The 25,856-nt window shown below is 43.1% G+C and carries 24 protein-coding genes, 1 pseudogene and 1 riboswitch; of the genes and pseudogenes, 15 read left to right on the forward strand and 10 right to left on the reverse strand.

Translation table 11 applies throughout. The features are described 5' to 3' along the window. Positions 1-694: glycoside hydrolase family 172 protein (locus P9687_RS04860; protein ID WP_328228491.1), on the forward strand; the 694-nt coding region annotated here is incomplete at its 5' end. A gap of 270 nt (positions 695-964) precedes the next feature. Here P9687_RS04860 and P9687_RS04865 read toward each other — a convergent pair. The 3 genes from P9687_RS04865 to P9687_RS04875 all read right to left on the reverse strand — a co-directional run bounded on the left by P9687_RS04865 (position 965) and on the right by P9687_RS04875 (position 4,673). Further along, on the reverse strand, positions 965-1,795 hold the full coding sequence (locus P9687_RS04865) for a DUF1835 domain-containing protein (protein WP_035189307.1): 831 nt from the start codon (positions 1,793-1,795) through the stop codon (positions 965-967). Positions 1,796-2,321: 526 nt separating this feature from the next. Beyond that, positions 2,322-3,095 (reverse strand): acetoin reductase, encoded by a 774-nt coding sequence (locus tag P9687_RS04870; RefSeq protein WP_014096948.1) that lies wholly within the window; start codon positions 3,093-3,095, stop codon positions 2,322-2,324. Positions 3,096-3,458: 363 nt separating this feature from the next. Continuing rightward, positions 3,459-4,673, reverse strand: coding sequence for an MFS transporter (locus tag P9687_RS04875; RefSeq protein ID WP_211161896.1), 1,215 nt, complete (start codon positions 4,671-4,673; stop codon positions 3,459-3,461). Positions 4,674-4,790: 117 nt separating this feature from the next. Here P9687_RS04875 and P9687_RS17300 point away from each other — a divergent pair, with 117 nt between their 5' ends. The 3 genes from P9687_RS17300 (at position 4,791) to P9687_RS04885 (ending at position 6,244) form a co-directional block, all read left to right on the forward strand. Then, on the forward strand, positions 4,791-5,021 hold the full coding sequence (locus P9687_RS17300) for a helix-turn-helix domain-containing protein (protein WP_168985671.1): 231 nt from the start codon (positions 4,791-4,793) through the stop codon (positions 5,019-5,021). Beyond that, positions 4,982-5,692, forward strand: coding sequence for an Rgg family transcriptional regulator (locus P9687_RS04880; protein WP_328228873.1), 711 nt, complete (start codon positions 4,982-4,984; stop codon positions 5,690-5,692). Before P9687_RS17300 ends, P9687_RS04880 begins: the two co-directional genes overlap by 40 nt. 177 nt (positions 5,693-5,869) lie before the next feature. Continuing rightward, entirely contained in the window at positions 5,870-6,244 is a 375-nt protein-coding gene (locus P9687_RS04885; RefSeq protein ID WP_017551571.1) for a DUF2750 domain-containing protein, read from the forward strand. Positions 6,245-7,081: 837 nt separating this feature from the next. On the opposite strand, the gene P9687_RS04890 is transcribed toward P9687_RS04885, so the two are convergent. After that, a complete protein-coding gene (locus tag P9687_RS04890; RefSeq protein ID WP_168985669.1) occupies positions 7,082-7,867 on the reverse strand; it encodes an SDR family NAD(P)-dependent oxidoreductase in 786 nt (261 codons plus the stop codon). A 1,283-nt stretch (positions 7,868-9,150) separates the two neighbouring features. Continuing rightward, a complete protein-coding gene (locus tag P9687_RS04895) occupies positions 9,151-9,516 on the reverse strand; it encodes a hypothetical protein (protein ID WP_168985667.1) in 366 nt (121 codons plus the stop codon). A 199-nt stretch (positions 9,517-9,715) separates the two neighbouring features. On the opposite strand from P9687_RS04895, the gene adhP reads away from it, so the two are divergent. The 6 genes and pseudogenes from adhP (at position 9,716) to P9687_RS04925 (ending at position 14,680) form a co-directional block, all read left to right on the forward strand. Continuing rightward, positions 9,716-10,738, forward strand: coding sequence for an alcohol dehydrogenase AdhP (gene adhP / locus P9687_RS04900; protein WP_168985666.1), 1,023 nt, complete (start codon positions 9,716-9,718; stop codon positions 10,736-10,738). A 157-nt stretch (positions 10,739-10,895) separates the two neighbouring features. Next, complete coding sequence (mntA, locus tag P9687_RS04905) at positions 10,896-11,255, forward strand: type VII toxin-antitoxin system MntA family adenylyltransferase antitoxin (RefSeq protein WP_328228492.1); 360 nt, start codon at positions 10,896-10,898, stop codon at positions 11,253-11,255. Then, a pseudogene (hepT, locus tag P9687_RS04910) lies at positions 11,245-11,661 on the forward strand (type VII toxin-antitoxin system HepT family RNase toxin). Before mntA ends, hepT begins: the two are co-directional and overlap by 11 nt. Positions 11,662-11,664: 3 nt before the next feature. After that, positions 11,665-12,786, forward strand: a complete 1,122-nt coding sequence (locus P9687_RS04915) for an NAD(P)/FAD-dependent oxidoreductase (RefSeq protein WP_061565434.1) — start codon at positions 11,665-11,667, stop codon at positions 12,784-12,786. A 41-nt stretch (positions 12,787-12,827) separates the two neighbouring features. Next, positions 12,828-13,433: a class I SAM-dependent methyltransferase gene (locus tag P9687_RS04920; RefSeq protein WP_061565433.1), complete on the forward strand. Its 606-nt coding sequence runs from the start codon at positions 12,828-12,830 to the stop codon at positions 13,431-13,433. A 629-nt stretch (positions 13,434-14,062) separates the two neighbouring features. Then, positions 14,063-14,680, forward strand: a complete 618-nt coding sequence (locus P9687_RS04925) for a bifunctional 2-keto-4-hydroxyglutarate aldolase/2-keto-3-deoxy-6-phosphogluconate aldolase (protein ID WP_168985665.1) — start codon at positions 14,063-14,065, stop codon at positions 14,678-14,680. Positions 14,681-14,929: 249 nt separating this feature from the next. Here the strand turns inward: P9687_RS04925 and P9687_RS04930 are convergent, their stop codons facing one another. Genes P9687_RS04930 through P9687_RS04940 form a run of 3 tightly spaced genes read right to left on the reverse strand, consistent with a single transcriptional unit; the run spans position 14,930 to position 17,694 of the window. Beyond that, positions 14,930-15,493 (reverse strand): ECF transporter S component, encoded by a 564-nt coding sequence (locus P9687_RS04930; protein ID WP_014096957.1) that lies wholly within the window; start codon positions 15,491-15,493, stop codon positions 14,930-14,932. Positions 15,494-15,504: 11 nt separating this feature from the next. Continuing rightward, a complete protein-coding gene (locus P9687_RS04935) occupies positions 15,505-16,260 on the reverse strand; it encodes a DUF4430 domain-containing protein (protein ID WP_014096958.1) in 756 nt (251 codons plus the stop codon). Positions 16,261-16,266: 6 nt separating this feature from the next. After that, positions 16,267-17,694, reverse strand: coding sequence for a terpenoid cyclase (locus P9687_RS04940; RefSeq protein WP_035183378.1), 1,428 nt, complete (start codon positions 17,692-17,694; stop codon positions 16,267-16,269). Positions 17,695-17,746: 52 nt separating this feature from the next. Continuing rightward, positions 17,747-17,894: riboswitch (adenosylcobalamin (AdoCbl) riboswitch) on the reverse strand. A 165-nt stretch (positions 17,895-18,059) separates the two neighbouring features. Between P9687_RS04940 and htpG the strand changes: the two genes are divergently transcribed. The 5 genes from htpG to P9687_RS04965 all read left to right on the forward strand — a co-directional run bounded on the left by htpG (position 18,060) and on the right by P9687_RS04965 (position 23,749). After that, entirely contained in the window at positions 18,060-19,937 is a 1,878-nt protein-coding gene (htpG, locus tag P9687_RS04945) for a molecular chaperone HtpG (protein ID WP_017552271.1), read from the forward strand. A gap of 306 nt (positions 19,938-20,243) precedes the next feature. Further along, positions 20,244-21,425: a M20 family metallopeptidase gene (locus P9687_RS04950; protein ID WP_168985664.1), complete on the forward strand. Its 1,182-nt coding sequence runs from the start codon at positions 20,244-20,246 to the stop codon at positions 21,423-21,425. 116 nt (positions 21,426-21,541) lie between these two features. After that, positions 21,542-22,309 (forward strand): transporter substrate-binding domain-containing protein, encoded by a 768-nt coding sequence (locus P9687_RS04955; RefSeq protein WP_014096962.1) that lies wholly within the window; start codon positions 21,542-21,544, stop codon positions 22,307-22,309. Positions 22,310-22,374: 65 nt separating this feature from the next. After that, positions 22,375-23,034, forward strand: coding sequence for an amino acid ABC transporter permease (locus P9687_RS04960; RefSeq protein ID WP_014096963.1), 660 nt, complete (start codon positions 22,375-22,377; stop codon positions 23,032-23,034). Continuing rightward, on the forward strand, positions 23,027-23,749 hold the full coding sequence (locus P9687_RS04965; protein ID WP_014096964.1) for an amino acid ABC transporter ATP-binding protein: 723 nt from the start codon (positions 23,027-23,029) through the stop codon (positions 23,747-23,749). Before P9687_RS04960 ends, P9687_RS04965 begins: the two co-directional genes overlap by 8 nt. Positions 23,750-23,952: 203 nt before the next feature. Here P9687_RS04965 and P9687_RS04970 read toward each other — a convergent pair whose 3' ends face one another. Together P9687_RS04970 and P9687_RS04975 are read right to left on the reverse strand one after the other, a co-directional pair. Beyond that, on the reverse strand, positions 23,953-24,402 hold the full coding sequence (locus P9687_RS04970) for an OsmC family protein (protein ID WP_035189317.1): 450 nt from the start codon (positions 24,400-24,402) through the stop codon (positions 23,953-23,955). Between the two features lie 15 nt (positions 24,403-24,417). Further along, complete coding sequence (locus P9687_RS04975) at positions 24,418-25,623, reverse strand: MFS transporter (RefSeq protein ID WP_035189318.1); 1,206 nt, start codon at positions 25,621-25,623, stop codon at positions 24,418-24,420. Between the last annotated feature and the right edge of the window lie 233 nt (positions 25,624-25,856).

Consider the following 25,856-nt stretch of genomic DNA (forward strand, 5'->3'; position numbering starts at 1 on the left):
TACGTGCGGAATATGCGTTACAAATGAGCATCCTAAAGATATTTCATCCTTCTTTTATACCATTAATTATAATTTAGTAGATGAATTGGATAATGATGTACTTTACTTCCATGCATATTGGAATCGGGAAAGACAAACCAAATTACAAAAAGATTATGTGGTAATTGACAATATTCATGGACATGGATATTATGTGGGAACTTTTCTTGCTCTGACTGCTTTGGAAAGATATTGGTGGGGAGAAGGTGAATTTAAATTTTATATTGATGGCGACGAACAGTATCCCACCATCTCTTCTACAGGAACAGAAGATTATTTCGGGGGAGCCTGGGCTTTTCATCAGAAGGATCTATATGGCAGACCTTCTGCAAAAAATTACTCAACATTATTCTTGGGCTATCCATTCCATTCCAATCGGGATGCTACAAGAGACCGTTTTGAAACCGGCAAACTGAATGCGGTTCATGCATTTGGTGACGACGGATTGCCCCGGCATGGATTATACCGGTGGCATCTCCTGGATCCCATTGCGTTTAAAGAAAATTTGAAAGTAACATTACAGCAAATAGGAAATGATGACATTCAATTATTTGAAAGGGAAGATGACGTGTCAACCGTTGCGTATTGGTATCAAAATAGTGCAGAAGGAGCAATGGACCCGATTCCGGACAGGCGGGCAAGGCTGCCGCGTTAATTCACAAAAGTTGGGTATACGAAAACCCCTTCCTCGGAAAAACCGGGGAAGGGGTTTTCATGGAATCATTAGAGGATAAAGGCCAGTTTGGAAAGAGGAAAAAAGATCTCTGTTTCCTCTATTGCTGGTAATCCATCCTGCCCTTTTAGAATCCGATTCTCTAATGCAGTTTTTGTGCAAGATCACGGGGAACATTTTTATGTTATGATTCTGCGGCGTTCCTAGTCTGGGTTCCGTTCAGAAAGCAGCTTATACTTTGCATCCATCATGTCAGCATTTAAGTCTTATGCTGTAAAACCGCATCGCTTCAAGACGGCCTTTCGTTTCGAATACGCCAGCTTCAATTAGCTTTCTGATGCGATATTCAAGAAATGTATCCCCCACGTATTGGTCTAAATGCCCGATTACCTCGCCAATGACCCTGGACGAATTTATAAATTTTCTTTCCTTGCCTTTACCATGCAATTTTTTTACTTTGTCGATAATAACTTCATCGAAATAGTCTTCAGAAACGCTACATATTTTTTCATTCTGCCAGATCCTTAAAGTCTCCCGGGTTTCTGCAATACTAAGCCATTCTTTTTTCAAACCTGTTCTATCATGGTCCGTCATCAGATTTCCAGCCCCATGTTCATATATGTGTTGGAACTTTTCAGGGATCATTTCGCCTGAATGAAGCAATGTATATTTTACATTTTTTACCGGGAATCGTTTTTCATACTCCTTTGTCGTGTTTATAACGGTTATATCCATATTTTTATCTTTTAATAGATACACAGCGAATCGCAATCCTACTTGTTCGTGTGCATTATCAGCGACCCAAATGATCGCATGCTCCCCATCAGCTACTGAGTTGATCTGATGGAGTGATCTTTTAAATTCTTTGAGATAATTCGGAATTTCATCGAATTCATCGCTCATGCACTTTTCCATCCACTTAAATCTGGATTTAACGCCGATTTCCTCATTTAAATTATAAATGGGGCCAATGGAAAATATATCCCAAAAAGAGATGACCTTATCCTTCTTATCAAGGCCCATTTTCCTTAATGCATGTTTCAAGCTGCCTGAAGCTGCTGCACCAAATAGAATATGTATCATTTATCCATCTCCTTTAGTTGAATCGTTTTCCTTCCCTCAATCAAATTCTAACCAGCTTGTCCAAGTAACGTTCCATTGGATACGGATTGAATAGAAGGTCCGCCAAAACCCCTTGTGTCTCACATGAAAACTTTGCATCATGATGATTAGAGAGAAGGGTTTAGTCTTCAGACAAGTTGGGTCACACAATTCATCCAATTACATTCCCTCATTTTCTCCCATTCACAGGTCACCACTTGATAGCTTACCAATCGCTGGTACCACCAAAAAATAGCTGAGAAGAAAAGGGTACCTGTTACTGTATAACGGGTACCCTTTTGAGGTGCAACATTAAAAAATAAGTTAACAACACAAGAAAAGGTAGGAAAAACCTCATATTGTCACTGACACTTTAAAATGCCGAAAAATTGACGGCAATATTTGTCCGAACGTTGACGACATTATTGTCAGTCATAGGGGAAGCCATCTTGCAATGACGCGGCTTCCCCTATGATTTTAATATACAGTAAGTAATAGCTTACCTTTATTATCTATATACAAGTCCACCATCTGTTAAGATTGCTTGTCCTGTTATATAATCAGCGTCATCTGATGCTAAGAATGAAACTAAGTTTGCTACATCTTCTGGGGTTTGATATCTTCCTAATGCTATTTCAGAAGAAAACTTTTCAAATGCTTCACCAGGTTTTAAATCATCACTATATTTGACCATTTCTTCATCAATTCGATCCCACATTTTTGTCTTAGCGACACCTGGGCAGTATGCATTCACTGTAATCTGATATTTGGCTAACTCTTTGGCAGCGGAATGAGTAAAGGATTTAACTGCGTGTTTCGTAGCTGAGTATGTACCCAACATTTCATAGGATTCATGTCCAGCTATACTGCATGCGTTGATAATTTTCCCTTTTGATTTCTGGCTTATAAATTGTTCGGCTGCTGCTTGAGTACCAAAAACAACGCCATTTACATTAATACTAAAGAGCTTATTCAGCTGTTCCTCTGTAATTTCTAAGAATGGGGATACTGCATCAATTCCAGCATTATTTACAAATACATCTAAATGGCCAAACTTCTCAACACCTTTTTTAACAAGATTAAATTGGTCATTTCGTTTAGACACGTCACCTTTGACGCCAATAACATCATAACCTTTATTTTTAAATTCGTTGACGGTTTCATTTAATAGTTGTTCGTTAATATCATGAACAACAACACTAAAACCATCTGAGCATAATCTTTCTGCAATACCTTTTCCTAACCCACCAGCTGATCCTGTTACAATTGCAACTTTAGACATAAAAATGATCTCCTTTACAATAATTTAAATTATTCATAATATAGAATAACAGTTTCTATGTAGTATGTGCAACCAAAGTCTCTCCAGTCTTCTTCCATATCCAAAGTGGAGCTCGAACCAATCTCTACAGCGGACCTTGTAATCCGGTGATTATCCTAGAAGACTATTCCAACAATCGAGTTCCTCATTATTTTATGCCTTCCCACCCGGTTCTATAGCTACCCCCATTCCTATAATGCTTTATACTCGGTTAAGATTCGTTCAACATGCATCGCAGCAACTAATTTTTCCTTTCGCACAACGTCATCAAGTAAGCAGGCTGTACATACATTGTTGAGCTAACAGAGAAACCCGCGAGTTCTCCTATAAATTCTTAGCTAAGACGGCTTTCGAAATGAAGACTGATATTGATATCGAAACGATTGAAACAATAGAAAGAACCAGAAAGGAATAACTTTGGATCAGATATCCGCCTACACTGGAACCAAGGGTTAACCCGAGATATAAAAACGAGTTGCTCAAGGATGTCATGGTCGATCGGCTTTCCGGTAAAACTACAGCATTATAAGTCGTTAATTGGGGAACCCCTACCCCTTGAAAAAATGCCACTAAAGCTAAGACAATAATAAATAGGACTATGCTATGGTTGGTTAAGGCGAGTAATAGGTAAAGAACAGTACAAACAAGTCCGGAAAGAATAATGGTTTTTTTCATCCCTAAAGGTTTACTGATCCATCCCCCAAAAAATGAGCTTGCAAAATTACTTAAGCCGTAAGCGATAAAAACCAACCCGATACGATTCGTGGATAGTGAAAATGTGTTCTCGATGTAAACACCTAAAAAAGTATAAATTGCATAGAAACTATACATCCAAAACAACATCATAAATAATCCGAGCCATGCTTGCTTTTTTGCAATGATATTTTGATAGTGTTTGAAAATATTATGATTGGCTGCCCTATTTGACGGGATATCTTTTTTGACACTCACCATAATAATGAATAAAGCAATCAAAGAAATAATTCCCGAAATCCAAAACGTCCAATTCCAACTGGTAGAACCTGCTATAAAAGAACCAATTGGGACACCTACGGCAATTGAAAGGGACAATGCTGCCATGACCATCCCCATCACTTTAGCAACTTGTTCCCTGTTGAAATTCCCACCGATATAGGCGTAAACATTCGGAGTAAACATGGCAGCTCCCAATCCGGCTAAGGCTCTTGCGGCATAAAAGAACCACAATTGATTAGCAAATCCGCATGAGATGGTTGCCATTGTAAATACTGCCAGCCCTGCCATGATCATTTTCTTCCGTGTTGACTTTTCAGAAAAGGGAGCAATGATCGGCGCTCCGATTGCATAAAAAGTGGCATATAATGTTACGGCCCATCCCATGCCTTGCGTAGTTGTATGCAGACCTTTTCCGATAACGGCTAACAAAGGTGAGATAATAAAGGAATCCAGACCGACAATAAAAACGGCTAAAAAGAAACTAAAAACAATCCATTTTTCTTTTGATGACATTCTTTCCGTTGTTGAGACATTTCCAGATACAAAGGTTACATTCTGTTTCATTTCACATTCTCCTCTCGTTGTGGAGACATCATACCATGACTTTTCAAAATATTATTGTTTTATGTTGATGACGTGATAATATGTATATATGCATCATAAAAGAGAGGGGTTGGATCTTTGAGTGAATATGGGAGTGTCATCAAACAAATACGTACAGGAAAAAGAATTTCTCAATCTTTTTTTGAAAAAAGGATATTATTGTCCCAATCACAGTTATCCAGAATCAAAAGAGGAAATTCTGAGCCAACCTTTAAAGACGTGATCAACATTTTAGATATACTGATGTCCCCATTGAGGAGTTTTTATATATTTCTAACAATTATTCGCATAACTGTTCATGGAAAGTGATCCGGGATGTGCAGGAAGCATTAAACACTAATGATGTAAATACGCTTAAAACGCTGAAAGAAAAGATTTATGAAAAATATCTCATCTCAAATGACTTTATGTATCATCATTATTTTTGTATTTGCAAAGCCCATATATTAAGAATGGAAGATAAGAATGAAGAAATCAGTGAAATCATTAAACCCGTTAAAGAATATCTCTTAAAAGTTGATGATTGGTGTACATATGAATTGACCCTGCTGAAATACATTTTATTTTTCCTTGTTAAGCAATTCGTTGAAAGAATCAGCAACGGTATTTTTCGTTCCATTGAAAAATATAAAGAGATGGAGACTGGCTATCAAATTTTTACGTCATTTATTTCGGCCCTAGCATTTTACTTCTTAAAAAACAGGGACTTTCAAAAATCATTATTGCTCTGCAATCAAGTATTAAATAGCCATACACCAAAAAGTGTCATGTTCGATGTGATTGAATTGTCTTTTATAAAAGGGATTGCGATTTACATGAGCGGAAGTAAACAATACGGGGCCCGGTTAATTAGAGAGAATTTTTCGATACTGGTTAACACAAATTATTCCAGCTCACTGGACAAATTTAAGAAAGTCCTGAATGAATTTGGGATGGACGCCATAAATAAGAAAATGAACCCAAACGATGAAAGTGCATAAACAAGGTCGAAGGGTTAAAAGCGCGCCATCATTCTTCCATGGCTAAAATTGTTATGGCTTTTTTTTCACGGATCATTTCCCCCATGGCTCTTGAAATTGTTTGATCGAATGATCACCGAACACAGCATAAGCATGACGGATATGGAAAAAGCTGAAAATTAACAAGGAGTGGAATCTATGAATTCAAAAGAAGTTGAAGCAGTTTTGACACTCCAAGCGTTTAAAAGATATGAATATTTTATTAAAAAGAGTGTTGATTATGAAGAAGTTTGGGGACTATACCACGATGGTTGGGCGATGTCTAAGGATGATAACGGATGTCCGCTTGTAAATTTTTGGCCGAAAAAAGAATTTGCACAAAAATGTGCAGTAGAAGAATGGAAAGAGTACCATGCAAAAAAAATTGACCTTTATGAATTTATGAACGAATGGTTACCTGGGATGAAATCAGACGGTATTAAGCCATCCATATTTTGGAATAACGTTGATTCAGTCGTAGTAGATACAGAAAGACTAAAAAAAGACTTGGATGAAGAACTTGAGAATTATTAGGTGAACCAAAACCGTTTTTCCTTTTTTTATCAGGATTTTTAAAGATCGAACCGCCCTTGAACCAGATCCGAGCGGCTATATCCATGAATCTTTTATTAGGACAACATCTTCCCTTCCCTGAGAAAAACTGCAATACAGTTGGATCTATACTGGAAGATGCCAAAATCACAATCAGGAAAGCTTATGCAGGATGGCATCGTTCCCACACTGAAAAAATAAGGCATATTGTACCTGCAAGACCTTAAAAAGAGGCGTAACAAAATGATAAATTTTTTTGTTTTGTTGGTTTAAAAAACCGAAACCTGTTTCACTTTATATTCTAAAAACAGGCCCGGGGTTAAACCAACAGGCCTGTTGGTTTTGGCTAAAGTAAGTTTAAATCTAAGCGTTGCTAAAAGGTACACGGCGAGCAAACAAAAAAATGATAATTTTTTGTTTTAGTGTTTTAAAAATCCGAAGCTTACTTCACTTTATATTATGAAGACAGGTCCGGGGTTAACCGTCAAGCCTGTGGGTTTTGGCAAAAGTAAGTTCAAAGCTGAACATTCGGTCAGGGGCTACAACGACAGGCGTGAAAAAATGAAAAATTTTTTTGTTTCAGTGTTTTAAAAGTCCAAAGCTTATTTCACTTTATATTATGAAGACAGTCCTGAGGTTAAACCACCAGGCCTGTGGGTTTTGGCAAATGTAAGTTCAAATCTGAGCGGTTGGCCAAAAGATACACGTCAAGCAAACAAAAAAATGAAAATTTTTTGTTTCAGTGTTTTAAAAAACCGAAGCTAGTTTCACTTTATATCATGAAGACAGTTCCGGGGTTAAACTGCCAGGCCAGTGGGGCTAAAGCAAGTTCAAATTTTTTACGACATGTCTTGGACCGCCTCCTGCTGTCATTCCCCCGTCCACTGCCAGTTCGGCGCCGGTGATGTAGGAAGCGTCATCAGAAGCCAGGAAGGCAACGGCTTTGGCGATCTCTTCAGGTTCGCCCGGACGCTCAAGGGCTGTGATTTCATTGAAAGCATCCACCATTTTGCTTGCAGCTTGCGTCAGCGGCGTGTAAACAAATCCCGGATGGACAGAGTTAACGCGGATGCCCCAATCACTGAATTCCATTGCGGCAGCTTTTGTCATCCCACGGATTGCCCATTTGCTTGCAGTGTAAGGCACAGCAAAATAACCGGTCAGGCCGGCAATCGAAGACACGTTCACAATTGCGCTTTTCGGCTGCTCCTTCAACAGCTGGCAGGCGTGCTTCATGCCTAAAAAGACACCCGTTTGGTTAACGGCAATGACCCTGTTCCAATCTTCAAGCTCACAATCGGCAAACTTGGCCCGCTTATTGATGCCAGCATTATTGACTAGAATGTCGAGCTTTCCGAAAGTTCTCCGGATTGTTTCCATCACATCTCCCCAATCTTCTTCCAAGCTTACGTCAAGCTGAATCGGAAGGACGTTTGTTCCGAATTGTTCTTTAATCTTTCTGGCAATCTCTTTTGATTCTTCCAGCAACACATCACCTAGAATCAAATTTTCTGCACCTGCTTCTGCAAACGTAATGGCCATTGCCGCACCAAGACCCCGCGATCCGCCGGTGATAAGTACAGTTTTTCCTTGTAATTTTGCCATAATAAACACCTCCATTCTATGTTGTTCTAAGTATACGCCCTTTTGTTTCCGCTTTCATAATTTCTTGCAGATATTCACTGCTTTGTAAAAAAATTTGGAGGGTGTAACCGGAAAAACTGAGTCATGTTTACTTCATGATACCGAATATAAGTGCAGTTCTTAATACCGCCAATCTCACAGACCGCTGATAACGTTTGGTAATTTGGATGTTTTTCGTCTGCCCTGTTAAAATGTTCTGCAAAAAAATGATAAATTTTTTGATTCAGTGTTTTAAAAGTCCATAGCTTATTTCACTTTATATCATGAAAACAGTTCTGGGGTTAAATTGTCAGTCCTGTGGGTTTTGGCAAAAGTAAGTTCAAAGCTGAGCAGTTGGCCAAAAGGTACACCGATAAGCAAGAAAAAAAGTTAAATTTTTTGTTTCAGCGTTTTAAAAAACCGAAGCTTGTTTCACTTTATATCATGAAGACAGTCACGGGGTTAAACTGCCAAGACTATGGGTTTTGGCAAAAGTAAGTTCAATGCTGAACATTTGACCAAAGGGTAGAGGGGCAAGCAAACAAAAAAGTGAAAAATTTTTTGTTCTCGTGTTTTAAAAGACCAAAGCTTATTTCACTTTATATCATGAAGATAGTCCCCGGGTTGGGGTTAAACTGCCAAGCCAGAGGGATGTGGCTAAAGTAAGTTCAAATCTGAACTTTTGGTCAAAAGGTACAACGACAAAGATGCAAAAAATGATGTTTTTTTTGTTTTGGTGGTTTAAAAAATCAAAACCTGATTCACTTTATATCCTAAAAGCAGGCCCGGAGTTAAACCGCCAAGCCTTTGGGATTGTGGCTAAAGTAAGTTCAAATCTGAGTGTTTGGTCAAAGGGTACACGGCAAGCATAAAAAAATAATGATTTTTTGTTTCGGTGGTTTAAAAAACCAAAACCTGATTCACTTTATATCCTAAAAGCAGGCCTGGGGTTAAACCGCCAGGCCTATGCGTTTTTGCTAAAGTAAGTTCAAATCTAAGCGTTTGGCCAAAAGGTACAACGGCAAGCATGCAAAAAATGATAAATTTTTTGTTTCAGTGTTTTAAAAATCCGGAGCTTATTCCACTTTATATCATGAAGACAGGCTTGGGTAAAATGCCAAGCCTGTCTGTTCATCCAAGTAAGATAAATTTTTTAAGCCCTGTCTTGCCTGCGTTCCCTTTCATGATCTATCATTCGACGCGGGGTGCAGAAGTTCCCGGCCCCCTGCTTTGTAAAAACCTTCACAAAGGTCCTGCCTTGAAAGCTAAGTCAGGTTCACTTCAATATTGATTTTGTTATCCGTGATCGTGTATATATAATCTTTTGTAATCCATCTGGCATTTTTAATTATGCAGTGGACGAGGTCAGGATCTTTGTCTTCAAGCAAAATTTCCAGCAAACTTTTTAATTCTATTAAATAGTCGTAATCCATTTTCATGAACGGGTTGTATCCGACTAAATAACTGGCACGCTTCAACAGTTTCACTTTTTTTGTTTCATGGCTGTGCCAAAAAATATCGCCTTGAATGATCAATTGGTTTTCCCGAAGGTTCTTCATGGCTTCGCCAACATAATTTTCTTCAATCTTGTAAACACCAGGTGTCACTTGACTCAGCTTGTCCATATTCATACGTACTCACCTATTTTCTCATCGCAGTATGGCAGAAAGGTTTCTATATTTATACCCTGTTTCAAGGAAGGTAAGCTAGACATATACGAAGAGGGAAAATCATAAAATTTTTCAAAAAATCTTGATCGCCCAGAGAGCAGCCATTATAATAAAACCAAGATTGCGAAATATCCAACGAATATGTTCTGGAGGGATGCGCATGAGAGCAGCAGTCGTCAGTTCTGATAAGCAAAAACTGGTAGAGGTCAAAGATGTGCAGTTGCGTCCACTTGAATATGGGGAAGCTTTGGTGGATATCGAATACTGCGGTGTCTGCCATACGGATCTGCATGTGGCAAAGGGCGACTTTGGCGATGTGCCGGGACGCATTCTCGGCCATGAAGGAGTCGGCATTGTCAGGGAAGTCGCGGATGGTGTCACTTCTCTTAAAGTGGGCGATCGTGTAAGCGTTGCCTGGTTTTTTGAAGGCTGCGGGCATTGTGAGTACTGTTTAACGGGAAATGAAACATTTTGCCGTGATGTGAAAAATGCAGGCTTCAGTGTCGACGGAGCCATGGCAGAGCAGTGCATTGTCAAAGCGGATTACGCCGTAAAAGTGCCGGAAGGGCTGGATCCAAGGCAGGCGACGAGCATTACTTGCGCAGGTGTCACCACTTATAAAGCCATTAAAGTCGCAGATGTGAAGCCGGGCGAATGGATTGCCATTTATGGAGCCGGCGGTCTTGGTAACCTTGCTGTCCAGTACGCCAAACATGTATTTAATGCGAAAGTCATTGCGATCGATATCAATGACGACAAACTTTCACTGGCAAAAGAAGTCGGTGCTGATCTCACCTTTAATTCCAAAATGAAAGGCGATCCGGCTGAATGGATCCAAAAAGAAGTTGGCGGCGCGCATGCTGCAGTGGTAACGGCTGTTTCAAAACAGGCTTTTAACCAGGCTGTCCACTCTGTACGGCCGGTTTCAAAAGTCGTTGCTGTCGGGCTCCCTCCGGAAACAATGGATCTTGAAATTGTGAAGACGGTTCTTGACGGAATAGAAGTCGTCGGCTCTTTGGTAGGCACGAGAAAAGACCTTGAGGAAGCCTTTATGTTCGGGGCGGAAGGAAAAGTCGTCCCGGTTGTGCACACGCGCAGACTGGAAGAAGTGGGAGATGTGTTTAAAGAAATGGAAGAAGGCAGAATACAGGGCAGGATGGTCCTGGATATGTCGTTGAAATAAGCGTGGAAAAAACTTTATGACGTTGGCGGAAATGGAAATCCCCGTTTGAACGGGGATTTTTCGCTTTTTTGCCGACTTGTTCGTATAATAGGGATGAGTACCGTGTAGGGGGGCGCCGAACTTGCGGAGGGAAATCATTGCTTTTTTAAAATAGAAAATAGATCCGGATTTTATCATTTTGTTCGGTTCGTATGCAAAAGGATATGCCCGGCCGGATAGTAATGTTGACATCGCTTTTTACAAAGAAGGCGGCATGATGACACCCTATGAATGTTTTTTGTATGCTCAGGAACTTGCAGATAGATTAAATAAGGACGTGGATCTTATTGACCTGAACCATGCGTCTACTGTATTTCAGGCGCAGATTTTTGCAACCGGCATCGTTATGGATATAAAAAATGAAAATGCACTGAATGTAAAACGCATGCTGGCATATAGTTTGTATGCAAAGCTAAACGAGGAACGTGCCGAAATCTTAAAAAACATTGCAGAAAGCGGGGCTATGTATGGAAGATGAAGTGGTCTTCAATAAGATAAGTATTATTGAGCGCTGTCTGAAACGTGTCCGGGAAGTGTACAGCGGCTCTCCTGCAAGTTTGGAGGATTTTACGAAACAGGACTCCATCATTCTCAATATTCTGCGTGCCTGTGAAGCATCGATTGACTTGGCCATGCATATTACTGCAAAAGAACAGCTCGGGCTTCCGCAGACGGGCAGGGAGGCTTTTGATCTGCTGAAAGCGAACGGAGTAATCAATGAAGAAACGGCCGCAAAATGAAAGGCAATGGTTGGGTTTCGGAATATCGCTGTTCACGATGACCAGGCTATTGATTTGGATATTTTAAAGCAAATCATAGAGAAACATCTTGAGGATTTTACTTCATATACAAAGCAAATCTTATTTTACAGAAAGCAGGCGTGACTTATGCCATCTTATGTTGTAATTGGCGGCGGAGTGCTCGGTGCTTCTGCTGCATATCATCTTGCAAAAGCGGGCGCAGCTGTTACACTGGTTGACAGGGCTGACCCAGGGCAGGCAACAGAGGCGGCTGCCGGAATCATTTGCCCATGGCTGTCGCAGCGACGCAACAAAAACTGGTACCGGCTCGCAAAAGCAGGTGCAAAATACTACCCTGATTTAATTGCCCAATTGGAAAAAGACGGGGAAACGGAAACCGGATATAAACGGACCGGCGCCCTCAGCATACATACAGATGAAGAAAAGCTCGATAAAATGCAGGAACGCGCGTTAAAGCGAAGGGAAGATGCGCCTGAAATCGGGGAAGTGAAACGCCTGTCTGCGGCCGAAACGCATGACATGTTCCCGATTCTAGACGAACGGTTCAGTGCGGTCTATGCAGGCGGTGCCGCGCGCGTAAACGGGAAGGCATTGCGCAATTGCCTGTTAAATGCTGCTTGCAAACGCGGGGCCAAAGTCATTCAAGGCAGTGCCAGGCTGCTTGTGGAAGGCAGAAAAGTCATCGGGGTTGAAGCCGGCAGCCATACGCTGCATGCGGACAAAACGATTGTGGCAGCGGGTGCATGGGCAAAAGATTTGTTCCAACCGCTCGGTGCGGCATTTCAAGTCAGCCACCAAAAAGCACAGATTCTCCATTTAAAACTGCAAGGTATGGACACAAGCAGCTGGCCGGTCGTCATGCCGCCGAATGATCAGTATTTGCTGGCATTCGATGGCGGCCGTATCATTGCCGGCGCCACCCATGAAAACACGGAAGCTTTTGATTTGCGCACCACAGCCGGCGGGATCCACGAAGTTTTAAGCAAAGTGCTGCCGGTTGCACCGGGCTTGGCTGAAGCGTCCCTTATGGATGTGAAAGTCGGATTTCGGCCGTTCACGCCGGGGTTTTTGCCGGTGATCGGTGCTTGGCCCGGTTACGAAAGGCTTATTTGTGCAAACGGCCTCGGGGCATCCGGTTTAACGGCCGGCCCTTTTCTCGGCGCAGAGCTTGCAAGGCTTGCACTCGGCCGGAAAACAGAACTGGATTTGTCACCGTACAGGCTGGAACAGGCAATTGCCCCTTTATAAACGGCAGGCTGGTTTTTATCAAGAATAACAGGAGCGAAACAATGAACGATGCCTACTTTGACGGAATTTTACATATAAAAACAACCGGTGAGCAGAAAGGGTTTAATGCATCATTGCATTACAATCGTTATGAGCCGACGCCTTATCATGCACTTGATGAATTGTTCGATCATTATGAACTGGACAAAAGCGACCATGTGGTAGACTTCGGTTGTGGCAAAGGGCGGCTCAATTTTTATATCCATCATTTGTTTCGTGCAACTGTGACCGGCATTGAAATGAATGAAGGGTTGTACCGGGAAGCCCTCGAAAATAAGAAACGCTATGAGAGAAAATTCCCTGTCCAGCCTGCCCGTATTCGTTTTATATGCTGTCTTGCCGAAAATTATAAGATACTGCCGGAAGACAACCGTTTTTACTTTTTTAATCCGTTTTCCGTACAAATCTTTATGAAGGTTGTGCAAAATATTTTACGCTCGGTGGAAGAAGCACACCGGGAAACAGACATTATTTTATATTATCCGTCACAGGACTATATTTACTTCCTTGAAGACCATACGCCATTTGAAAAAAAGCTCGAAGTCCCGCTAACACTTTTATATGAGCATAATCCATACGAAAAATTTGTCGTGTACCGGCTTGCGTGATTATGATGGACATTTTTACGGTGCGAATAAGAGAGGCAGCGATGGCAGGAACCGTTCAAAACCGTCGTCAGCATTGCCGGGATTTTTGAAGACAATATGGACGACCCGGCATCATTGAAGTTATTAACCGGAACGCGGAGGAAACTGCCGGGGCATAAGGGGAGACGGAAAAATCCTTGTCAAATCTGGAATTTTTGTTTATTCAGCAAACCCTAATTAGGACTTGCTGAACGAATCCGACTCTGAGTTTGTACCCAATTTGTCAACAAGATTTATCTAAAAATATAGAAGAAACCATCTTTGAAAATGCGATTCTGTCTGCTCTATACTTTGAATCAGCTTTCAAGTGCAAACTTAAATTTTTGCTAAGTCTAGGAATTTTGCTTATTCTCAGCAATCCCTAGGTGAAGGAAGCGAGGAAAATGGACGATCTTTCTTCACATAGGGCGCGTCTACGTTAAGGAAGCACGAAAAAACGAAGGTCTTTCTTCACATAGAGGGTGTCTATGTTAAGGAAGCGCAGAAAAATGAAGGCCTTCCTTCACATAGGGTGCGTTTCAAGTGCAAGTTTTTCCCTGTATTTTTTATAAAACCCTTGCATTCAATTTAAGCAAAAGCCGTGAGCATCCTTGCCAAATCTAGAAATTTTGCTTATTCAGCAAGCCCCAATTACAGATGCTTTGATTGAAGGCGGGATCAAAAATATTGAATTAACATTTACGGTCCCTAACGCGGATTTCGCAATAAGAAAAATTACAGAGAAATATAAAGATCGACGTGATATATTGATAGGGGCCGGCACTGTTCTTGATTCCACCACTGCCCAAATCGCACATCTTTCTGGAGCAGAATTTATCGTTTCACCAACTTTTGATAAGGGTACTGCTTTGCTATGTAATCTTTATCAAATTCCTTATTTCCCTGGGTGTATGACTGTTAATGAAATGAAAGAAGCAATGCAAGCAGGTGCGGAAATAATTAAATTGTTTCCAAGTAACATTGTCGGCCCGGCTTTTGTGAAAAATGTTAAAGCACCTTTGCCACAACTGGAAATTATGCCCTCGGGCGGCATAAACCTGGATAATATGGGGGATTGGATAAAGGTAGGATGCAGAATGATTGGCGTTGGCGGAAGCTTGTTGAAGCCTGCGGAAAACAATGATTTTACGGGAGTTACCAAGATGGCCAGGGCTTTTGTGCGGGAATATCAATTACAGATTGAAGAACTGGGTAATCAGTACGTATAATTTTGATAAGTACAGGACAGCACCTCCTTTGATGGATACTAAGGAGGTGCTAGTGTTTATTGTGCAATTCAATGGAAGCTCGAAAGACTCGCAGTATAAGACAATTAATGCAATATATAAATGAAATCGTATAATCTTAAAAACGTTGCCAATCTTCAAGTAATTTACTATGTCATTTTGTTGCCAATTTTATCCATCCCTATCACAACACCCAAACAAGGCTGCCTGCATGAAACAGGCAGCCTTGGGCTAAATACGATCTATCCGTGCTTTTTCTTTTGTAATCAGTTTGATCAAAATCGGCCCTAAGATCAAATAAAAGAAGAAGTTTCCCGCGGCATGGTAGCTGTCAAACAACAGCCCGCCGAGGTAGTATGTCCAAAATGCAAACGGCCCGCCGATAAACAAATAATTTAATGAAACCATAAAGCCAAACAGGAAGCCGGTAAAAGCTGCATACAAACATAACACGAGATGCGGGATTTTTTTGTATAACTCTTTCTTGCCGAGCAGACCGGAAAGCACCGCGATACTCCCCCACGCAAGAAATTGCATGATCGCAAACAACCCCATGCCAAGAAACATATCGGAACCGAAAACGATTAAAAACGCAAGCGCCAAACCGAAGCGGATGCCGAAAACAAAAGAACTGCAAATGATGATCACCGTGCATGGCTGGACATTCGGGATTGACGCCATCAAAATCCGTCCGGCCACGCTCAGTGCGGCTAGCATGGCAAGAAGCGCCATTCTCCTTGTCAGCCGTGAAGCGTTCTTCGCTGACTTCTTTTTTTCAAGCGGCTGATTCCCCATATTATGCACTCCTATTTAGAATAGAACCAGACAACCTGATCGCCGGCTTTTAATTTATACGTCCCTGCGGAAACGTTTGGCTCTTTTCCGTTTACTTTATATTTCCAGCCGCTCATGCCGCCTTGATCCCCTTCATACTGGCCGTCAATGCCTTTTACATAGGCCGTTGCACCGGATCCGGAATAATCGACGCTTACACCTTCAGAAGCGGTAGCTGTTTTTAAAACGGAAAATGCTGTGTCTCCGCTTTTATAACTGTATTTGCCGCCGAAAACTGGCCCTTTATAGCCCTTTACCGTTAAAGAAACCGTTTCGGCCTTTGCTTTAGATGAGGCTCCCGTGTTGTCGGAAGCACGGCTGTCATTGGAACCGGACGAAGAAGCCCCAGTTGTCGTTTTTGTTGATGTGCTGGATGTGACCGCCGTTTTTGTATTTGTGGCAGGTGTTTCATCCGTTTTGCTGTCTGTCGAAGCTTTAGCCTCAGTATTTTTGGAACGAGCGGCTGAATCTTTCACGTTGCTTCCGGATCCGCCCGTATTGCTTTTTTCATCCGTTTTGATACTGCCAGCGTCGTCCGTTTTCTTTCCGGATGTATTTTCTTTTGCTGCCGTACTCTTTTCCTTTGCTGCAGTGTTTGCAACTTGTGTTGTTTCTGAATAGGTTTTAACGGTTTTCGATTCAAAATGGAAACCGTCGATCAAAAACCAGGCGCCGAATGCAATCAATAAGACGGCAATACTATCAATGATCATGCTTTTATATTTCATTCCTGCTCATACCCCCAGAAATTTTTTACTGATGATTAGCAGGATGACGCCTGCACCCGCAGATAGGGAACCGACCCAGCCGTGCACAGGAGAAATACCCGTTGTTTTGGTAATAACGACTTTTTTCGGCTCTTGCTGCACATCTTCTGCAGGGGTTGCCTGGTCAGTTGCAGCTGCAGGCTTGTCCTCTTTTTTTGCATGTGAAACTTTTTCTGCTTTTGCCGGCGTTTGATTTTTAGTTGCAGCTGGCTTTTCTACCGTGTTGGTTTTTGTGATGGTGTTGTTGTTTGTAATTGTATGATCTTTCGTAATCGTATTCGTTTTGGTGACGACTTCTTTCGCATGCTTTTCAACCACTTTTGCAGCGGCAGCAGCTGGACTTTGGCTGGTGGTTTTGCCAGTCCCATTATTATTTGGAGAATTGTCGCTACCTTTACTCCCGGTATTGCTACTGCTCGAATCCTTGTCCCCGGCACCCGAATCGGTTGCGTCTGTACAGGCAGAATAGGAGCTGCTTACTTTCCGGAAGTTATACAGGGTATCCCCCTTGAGAAAAAGGTCATAGGCGACAAGGGCCTGGAAAACCTGTTCTGTTGAAAAGCTATCTGAAGATTCGCTTGCCGTTTGCCACTTGTACCCGCCGTTTTTGGCATCTTTATAGGTGCTGAGCGCAGAAATTGGATTCATGCCTTTTTTAACAAAATCATCGGTTGACGGGTCAACGCCGACAGAGACAAGACCGATGATGGCCTGGGCGGTTGTGCACGAATTGTCAAAGCTGGCGTTTTCTTTTTCTGCTGCCTTCAAGTATTTAATGCCATCCCGGATTGCCGTGTTCACATCTTTATCATGTTTATCCTGATAAGTGCCAAGCGCGGTCAGTACCATGCCGGTTGAGTCAACATCCGAATTTTTGGCGGTCAAACTCCAGCTCCAACCGCCGTCCGGAAGTTCCGCATCAACCAGTTTTGCTGCAATTTTAGCAGGAGTATTCGGTGCATCACTCGGAATCTCATAATTATCCGTATTCAAAGCGATTAAATCATAGGCATATCCGGTTACCGAGCTTTCTGCCGCCGTATCGTATACGCGTTTGATCAAATTCTCTCCTTGAAAGTTTTCCGGATCCTCTCCAATCGCTTTTAGAGCAATGATGGTCTTAACGAGTTCCGTACCGGTTAACTCTTTGCCTTTGGCTCTCACCCGGTTTATTAAAACTTTCCGGTACTGCTTTATCTCATGGGCTGTTAGCAAATTCTCCTTTGCCAGTGCGGCTACTGCAAAATCCGAGTTTAAAGCGGAAGATTTAAAATATGATGCCGTATCCTTTATATCTTTGCAGACAGATACTGCTGCAAAACTGTGGATTGGAACTGCAAATGCCAAAACAAAAACAATTCCCAGAAAGAGTCTTCTTGCACTTTTTCCCACCATTACCGCTCTCCTTTCATAAAAAACCCCTTGTATAAAAGAGGTATACAAGGGCAAAAATTTTTCGCCTATACCTCGTAGGCTTCAAATAAACCGACAGCTTGGGAGAAAGATCTGACTTAGGAAAATTTTTTCCATCACAGTGGCGGGACCGTACAGGAATTTCACCTGTTTCCATCGCCCAAGCCCGTATTTAGATGTCAGTAATTAATTATAGAACAACCCCTGGCAGTTGGAAAGGACAATTTCTGCCACTGTTTCATTGACAAACAAGCGGTGCTGTGCTAAAAAATAAGATGTTAGCACTCTGGTGTTAGGAGTGCTAAAGGGACATTGCCATCATCTATACATATAAAGGAGAGATCGAAGTGGCGGTAAAGGAATTTAAAGCAGAATCCAAACGGCTTCTCGACATGATGATCCACTCGATTTACACGCAAAAAGAAATTTTCTTGCGTGAGCTGATATCCAACGCCAGCGACGCGATTGATAAAATTTATTACAAAGCTTTGACAGATGAAAATTTAACATTTGATAAAGACAGCTACTACATTAAAATTACCCCGGATAAAGAAAACCGGACGCTGACTGTTTCTGATACCGGGATCGGCATGACGGAGACGGAACTGGAAGAAAACCTCGGCACGATCGCGCAAAGCGGTTCGCTCGCTTTTAAACATGACAATGAAATGAAAGACGGGTATGATCTTATCGGCCAGTTCGGCGTCGGCTTCTACTCGGCGTTCATGGTGGCAGATGAAATTACCGTCATTTCCAAGGCTGCGGGGAGCGATCAGGCTTATAAATGGCAGTCGAAAGGTGCGGAAGGCTATACGATTGAGCCGTGCGAAAAAAACGGCAACGGTACGGATATTATATTGAAGCTGAAAGAAAACACAGAGGATGAAGACTACGATCAGTATTTGGAAGAGTACCGGCTGCGGGCCATTGTGAAAAAATATTCCGATTTTATCCGCTACCCGATTAAAATGGATGTAACGGAAAGGCGCCTGAAAGAGGGCAGCGATGATGAATACGAAGAGGTCAAAGAAGAACAAACGCTCAACAGCATGGTCCCGATCTGGCGCAAAAACAAGAGTGAGCTGACAGATGAAGATTATGAGCAATTTTATATGGAAAAGCATTACGGCTTTGACAAACCGGTCAAGCATATTCACATCAAAGTTGACGGCACCGTGCGTTACAATGCAATTCTTTACATTCCGGAAAAAATTCCGTTCGATTATTATACGCCGGAATATGAAAAAGGGCTGGAACTGTATGCGAATGGCGTTCTGATTATGGAAAAATGCCCGGATCTTTTACCGGATTATTTCAGTTTTGTCAAAGGGATGGTCGACTCCGAAGACCTGTCTCTGAACATTTCGCGGGAAATGCTCCAGCACGACCGTCAGCTAAAACTGATTGCGAAAAATATCAAAAACAAAATCAAGCGTGAACTAGCTAACCTTTTAAAAGAAAACCGCGAGCAGTACGAAGCATTTTTCAAATCATTCGGCCGCCAGTTGAAATTCGGGGTGTACAATGAATTTGGCGCGCACAAAGAAGATTTGCAGGATCTCCTGATGTTTTATTCTTCAAAAGAGAAAAAGCTTGTTACGCTTGATGAATACGTAAGCCGCATGCCGGAAGACCAAAAATACATTTATTACGCAACCGGTGAGTCGATTGACCGGATTGAAAAATTGCCGCAGACGGAACTTGTGCTTGATAAAGGATACGAAATCCTTTACTTTACGGAAGACATCGATGAATTTGCGATCAAGATGCTCATGAATTATAAGGAAAAAGAATTCAGGTCCGTATCAAGCGGCGATCTCGGTTTTGAAACGGAAGACAAAAAAGAAACCGATGCCGAGGAAAAAGAAAACAAAGAGCTCTTTGCATTTATGAAAGAGACACTGGACGGAAAAGTGAAAAATGTCCGTGCCTCGCACCGCTTAAAATCGCATCCGGTCTGCTTTACAACGGACGGCGAAGTGTCGATTGAAATGGAAAAAGTGTTGAGCGCAATGCCGAACGGACAAAATGTAAAAGCCGATAAAGTGCTCGAAATTAACATCCATCATGATGTATTTAACGCATTAAAAGAGGCGTTCGCCCATGACAAGGACAAATGCAAGCTTTATACAAACCTGTTGTATAACCAGGCGCGGCTGATTGAAGGGCTCGAGATTGAAGACCCGGTTGCATTTTCAAATGATATTTGCAAAATGATGGCATAAGGAAGCCCGCATATTGCAAAAAAGCCACGGGACATCCAGCAAATCTACGGCCCCCGCGACGGCCGGCATGGTTGCTGTGCCCGTGCCGGTGAGCACCGGGACATTTGCAAACCGTATGGCTGGAACATTTCATGAATAGCAGTAGTTTATATGACGAAGAAGGCTCCATCTGAAAGCAAGATGGGGTCTTTTTGTATTTTTTATAAAAAAAGGGGTTGCCCGAATGGGAAAGGTGATGTATATTTATAACATATTATTTATAAATATTAACTTTGGCGCACACGAACAATACAAGGGGGCCATCCAATGAAGGAACAGCTTAGACAGCATCTGAGTCAAATTGAGTCCAAGCTTTGGGAAATGAGCGACGACTTATACCATCACCCCGAACTTGGCGACCAGGAATACCAGTCAATGAAATTACTCACGGACTTCCTTGCGTCACACGGCTTTTCAGTGGAAAAAGGAATTGTCGGCAGGCCGACTGCTTTTAAAGCAGTTTATGACAGCGGAAAACCGGGACCGGCAGTTGCCTTTTTATGCGAATATGATGCGCTTCCGGGTGTCGGCCACGGCTGCGGCCACAATATGATCGGAACGATGAGCGCGGGTGCGGGTGTGCTTTTAAGCAAAATGATTGACGAAACCGGCGGCCGCGTGGTGGTGCTCGGGACACCTGCAGAAGAAACGAACGGTGCGAAAGTTGCGATGGCGGAACAGGGTATTTTCGATGGGATCGATGCCGCGATGATTGTCCACCCGGCCGATGAGTCGTATGAAAGCGGTGAGTCGCTTGCCATGGATGCGATCCAGTTTGACTTTCGTGGGAAATCAGCCCATGCGGCATCGAACCCGGAAGACGGCATTAACGCACTCGACGCAGTGATCCAGCTGTTTAACGGCGTGAATGCACTCCGCCAGCATGTCACTTCCGATGTCCGTATCCACGGCATTATCAAAGAAGGCGGCATTGCCGCAAACATTGTCCCTGATAAGGCTGTGGCCCAGTTTTATGTACGCGCCAAAGCCCGTGCGGTTTTAAACGAAGTGGTTGAAAAGGTGAAAAGAATCGCACAGGGTGCTGCAATGATGACCGGTGCCACCGTGCAAATATCCAATTACGAACTAAGCTATGACAATATGATCACAAACGAGACATTGTCGAAAATGTTCACGGAAAACCTTTTACAAACAAAAATGAAAAAAGTCAATCCGCCAAAAACCTCATACGGATCCATTGATATGGGCAATGTCAGCCATGTCGTGCCGGCGATCCACCCGTATATCGGCCTAGATGCCCCGGGGCTTGTCGCGCATACAAAAGCATTTGCCGATATGACGGTTACGGACAATGCACATCAGATCTTATCGAGCGGCGCGCTGGCTTTGGCTATGACCGGGTTTGACCTTCTCACAAACCAGGAACTTTTGGAAAAAGTAAAAAGCGAGTTTGCGGAAAACGTTAAAAAAATACCGGTAAACAGCTAAAAAATGACATTTATTTTTAAAATAGGGATCTTTTCAAACATTGCACAACGTGTTAAAATACATTTTGTTGAATAAAGATACTTACCAAGACTGATATATTCATAGGGGGAAACATTGTGAAAAAGATCGTGTTAGGCATCGCAATTGTATTTTCAATGGTGATTGCGGCAGCTTGCGGCCAAACAAACAGCAGCAAAAGTAATACGAAAAAAGAAAAAACGCTCATCATGGGCACTTCAGCCGACTTTGCCCCGTTTGAAACAAGAGACACAGCAGGAAATGTGGTCGGATTTGACGCGGATCTCGCCAAGTATATTGCAAAAGAACTGGGATACAAACTTGAAATTAAAGATATGAAATTTGACGGACTGATCGGGGCGCTGCAATCGCACCGTGTTGACATGGTCCTTTCCGGGATGTCCGCAACGAAAGAACGTGCCAAAAACGTTGACTTCTCCACCCCGTACCATCATTCAGGGGAAATGTTTGTTACGCTAAAAGGTTCCCCCGTCAAGACACTGGATGACTTGAAAGGCAAAACCGTCGGCGTCCAGCTCGGCACCATTCAGGAAGAGGGCGCGGACAAGCTGAAAGGAAAGTACAATTTTACGGTCAAAAAGCTGGACAACTCCACAAACTTAATTGAAGAATTGCTTTCAAAACGGATTCAAGTAGCCTATCTTGATAAATCAGTCGCAGAAGGCTATATCAAGAAGCAAAACCTGGTTGGCTTTGACGACCCGACCTCGAGCTCACCAGGTATGGCCGTTGCTTTGCCAAAAGGCAGCAAATTGACGGCGAAAGTCAACAAAGTGCTGGCAAAAGCGGAAAAGAACGGGAAACTGGACGAGCTGAGAAAGAAATGGAAACTTGACAAACAGTAATGCATGCAGGCGCCTTGCTGAGCAGGGCGCTGTTTTTTCAAAACAAACAAAGTGAGGTGTAAGGCATGAATTTGGATTTCAGCCAAATTGTGCCTTATATTCCTTTTATTTTAAAAGGAATATGGGTAACTTTAAAATTTGTATTTTTTGCGATCCTTTTCGGGTTTGTGCTCGGCACGATTTTTGCCCTTTTTAAAATTTCTCATATTAAAACATTGAAATGGATAGGCGATATTTATACATCAATTTTCCGGGGCACGCCGCTCATTGTGCAGCTGATGCTCATTTATTTTGCCATTCCACAGCTGACCGGTTACGATATCCAGCCGTTTCCATCCGCTATTCTCGCATTCGGCTTAAACTCTGCGGCATATGTATCGGAGATCATTCGGGCCGGGATCCAGGCGGTGGACAAAGGCCAGACCGAAGCTGCTCAGGCGCTCGGCGTACCGTATTATTTAATGATGAAAGACTTGATTTTACCGCAGGCGATGAAAAATATTTTGCCGGCGTTGATGAATGAATTTGTTTCTCTGACAAAAGAGTCCGCCCTTGTATCGACCATCGGTTATCTCGATTTGATGCGCCGTGCCCAGGTTGTCGGCGCGCAAACGTATCACAATTTTGAACCGCTGCTGTTTGTCGCTGCGATTTACTGGGTGCTTGTCTTTATCCTCACCATGCTTGGCAAACAAGTAGAAAGGAAGATGAAATACAGTGATTAAAGTCGAACATCTCCATAAGCAGTTCGGGCATAATGAAGTTTTAAAAGACATTTCAACAGAGGTCGGAAAAGGGGAAGTCGTCGTTGTCATCGGCCCGTCCGGATCCGGAAAATCGACCTTTTTACGCTGCCTGAATTTCCTGGAGGAGCCGACAAAAGGGCGGATTTGGATTGACGGGGAAGAAATCACCGATAAGAAAACGAATGTGATGAAAGTCCGTTCAGAAATCGGCATGGTGTTCCAGCACTTTCATCTTTTTCCGCATAAAAGGGTCCTGGACAATTTGACTTACGCGCCGATGAAAGTAAAAAAGATGAACCGCCAAACCGCCGAAGAAAAAGCCCGGGAATTGTTGAGAAAAGTCGGCCTGACCGAAAAAGAAGAGGCATATCCGGACAGCCTTTCCGGCGGGCAGAAGCAGCGTGTCGCGATTGCGCGCGCGCTGGCAATGGAACCGAAACTGATGCTGTTTGACGAACCGACATCCGCGCTTGATCCGGAGATGGTCAAAGAAGTGCTGAACGTCATGAAAGATCTTGCCCAAACCGGCATGACAATGGTTATCGTCACACACGAAATGGGCTTTGCCCGCGAAGTGGCTGACCGCGTCCTGTTTCTTGACGGCGGCAAAATTTTGGAAGACAGCACACCGGATGAATTCTTTTCGCGCCCGAAAACAACCCGGGCACAGGACTTTTTGGACAAAGTATTGTAAAAAACACAGTTGTTCACCGAAAGGAGCTGCTGGAAACGAAGGCAGCTCCCAAAAAAGCTAAGCTAAGAAAAGACGTTGGGACACCGCCTCAACGTCTTTTTCCGTTCTATATGTTGTATACTGACATGCAAAATCACTTTTCCAATGGCTTCCCAAACAGCAGGGCAGCCTTTTTCTTTTTTCACAGTTGCCTGCCGTTCCAGTCAGCCGGCTGTTTTTACCGTAACTTCAAGCTCCATTTCCACATTTCCCTGAATGGCCCGGCTGATCATGCATGATTTTTCGGCTTTTTCTGCGAGCTTCCGCGCGAGCCGGACATCGCTTTCGGATGCGTCCGGTTTCAGCACAATTTCTGGTCGGTGGATGATCTTTTTATACGTAAATACGCCGTCGGTCACATCGACGATCCCTTCTGATGCCATTGTCAAACTGTCTTTCTCCAGGCTGCTGCGTTCCATCATCGCCGCCAGCGTAATGATATAACATGTTGCGGCAGCCCCGAGCAACATTTCGTCCGGATTTGTGCCGGCACCCGGGCCACCCATCTCCGGAGGAATGGAAATTTTCGTTACCAGGTTTCCGCATGCAATGTTCCCTGTATCATTGCGAAGCCCCGGCCAGTCTGCTTTTAAATGAAAATGATGTTCTGTCATGTGTGACCCCTCCTGTTAAAATTTGCTTTCTGCTGCTGTTTTGTTTTTGCCGGCTGCTGCTCTTCTCCCATGGACGGCATAATAAACGGCAATACACAGGACAACCCAGCCCGAAACCGCAAGATACAGCATCCGGAAATCCATCAAACCGGCAACTGTTCCTAAAAGATAAGGACCGGATCCGCTTGCCAGGTCAAGAAAAATGAAAAACGTCGAAGTTGCTAGTGCTTTCCGGTTTGGTGGCGAAAGCTGAATGGCAATTGCCTGAAAGCTGGACTGTACGGTGCCGTAACCGATCCCGATCAAAGCCCCGGCTGTAAGCAGCATCCATCCGCTGTGCGCCTGGCTGAGCAGGACGAAACCGGCAATTAACAAAATAAACAGCGGGTAAACGACAACATTTTCCCCGCGTTCATCAAACCATCTGCCTGTGAAAGGCCTTGTAATGACGAGCGCTGCCGCATATACAAGGAAAAAATAAGTGGCGGCGCCGGTTAGTCCAATGTCCCTTGCATACAAAGATAAGAAAGACAGCACGCTGGAATAGGCAAGCGTAACCGCAAAAACTGCACCTGAAATCGGCACGGCAGCCGGTTCAAAGTAATCTTTTACTTTAAAACGGGCCATTTCCTTCACTTGTGCATTCGCAGGCGCCGGTTTTGGAACGGATAACAAAATGGCAGAAATCAGATCGATGAATGCAATGATGCTTGACACCAGCACGATCATCTGAAAATCGGCAAACCGGGTAATCAGAATCCCTAAAAACGGCCCGATCGCCATCGCTAGATTCATGCTTGTCGCATAATAGCCGGTGCCTTCCCCGCGCCGTTCATTCGGGATGATATCCGCGACAATGGCGCCGGCCGCTGTCGTAATCACGCCGTGCATTGCTCCCTGGATAAAGCGCAAAACCATCAAAAACAGGAGACTGTCAGCTTTAAAATGAAGCAACATCACCGCCAGAAAAACAACCAATCCGCTGACCAGCATCTGCTTGCGGCCGATTTTGTCGAAATATTTCCCGGCAAATAACCGTGCAATGAGCGAAGCGAGCACAAATATTCCCGCCGCAAGCCCTGCCATCCCCTGGCTTGCATGGTAGGCGGTTGTGACATACATGGCAATACTGGTCATTAACAAGTAAAATACAACGTGCGTAAAAAAATTTGTGGAAGAAATCATAATGAAGTCTTTCGTCCACAATTTCGGTTTATCCAAAGGAAGTACCCCCTCGTTTCTAACGTAAAAAGCAGGTAACTTCATTATAGAACGTTTTAGCAAAAATATTCAATGTGTTTCTATACCAGGTATGTGTCAAGTTTTTCTCGACAAGGTTTAAATATCGGGTATTCCAAGACACTCTTTTTGTACACTTTCGGCTACCGTGCTTTACTTGCTCGGTGTAATTTTCGGAAAAGATGTAATATTTCCGTATAAAGATGGATAACGGG

The organism is Weizmannia sp. CD-2023 (assembly GCF_036225245.1).
GTDB lineage: Bacteria > Bacillota > Bacilli > Bacillales > Bacillaceae_C > Weizmannia > Weizmannia faecalis.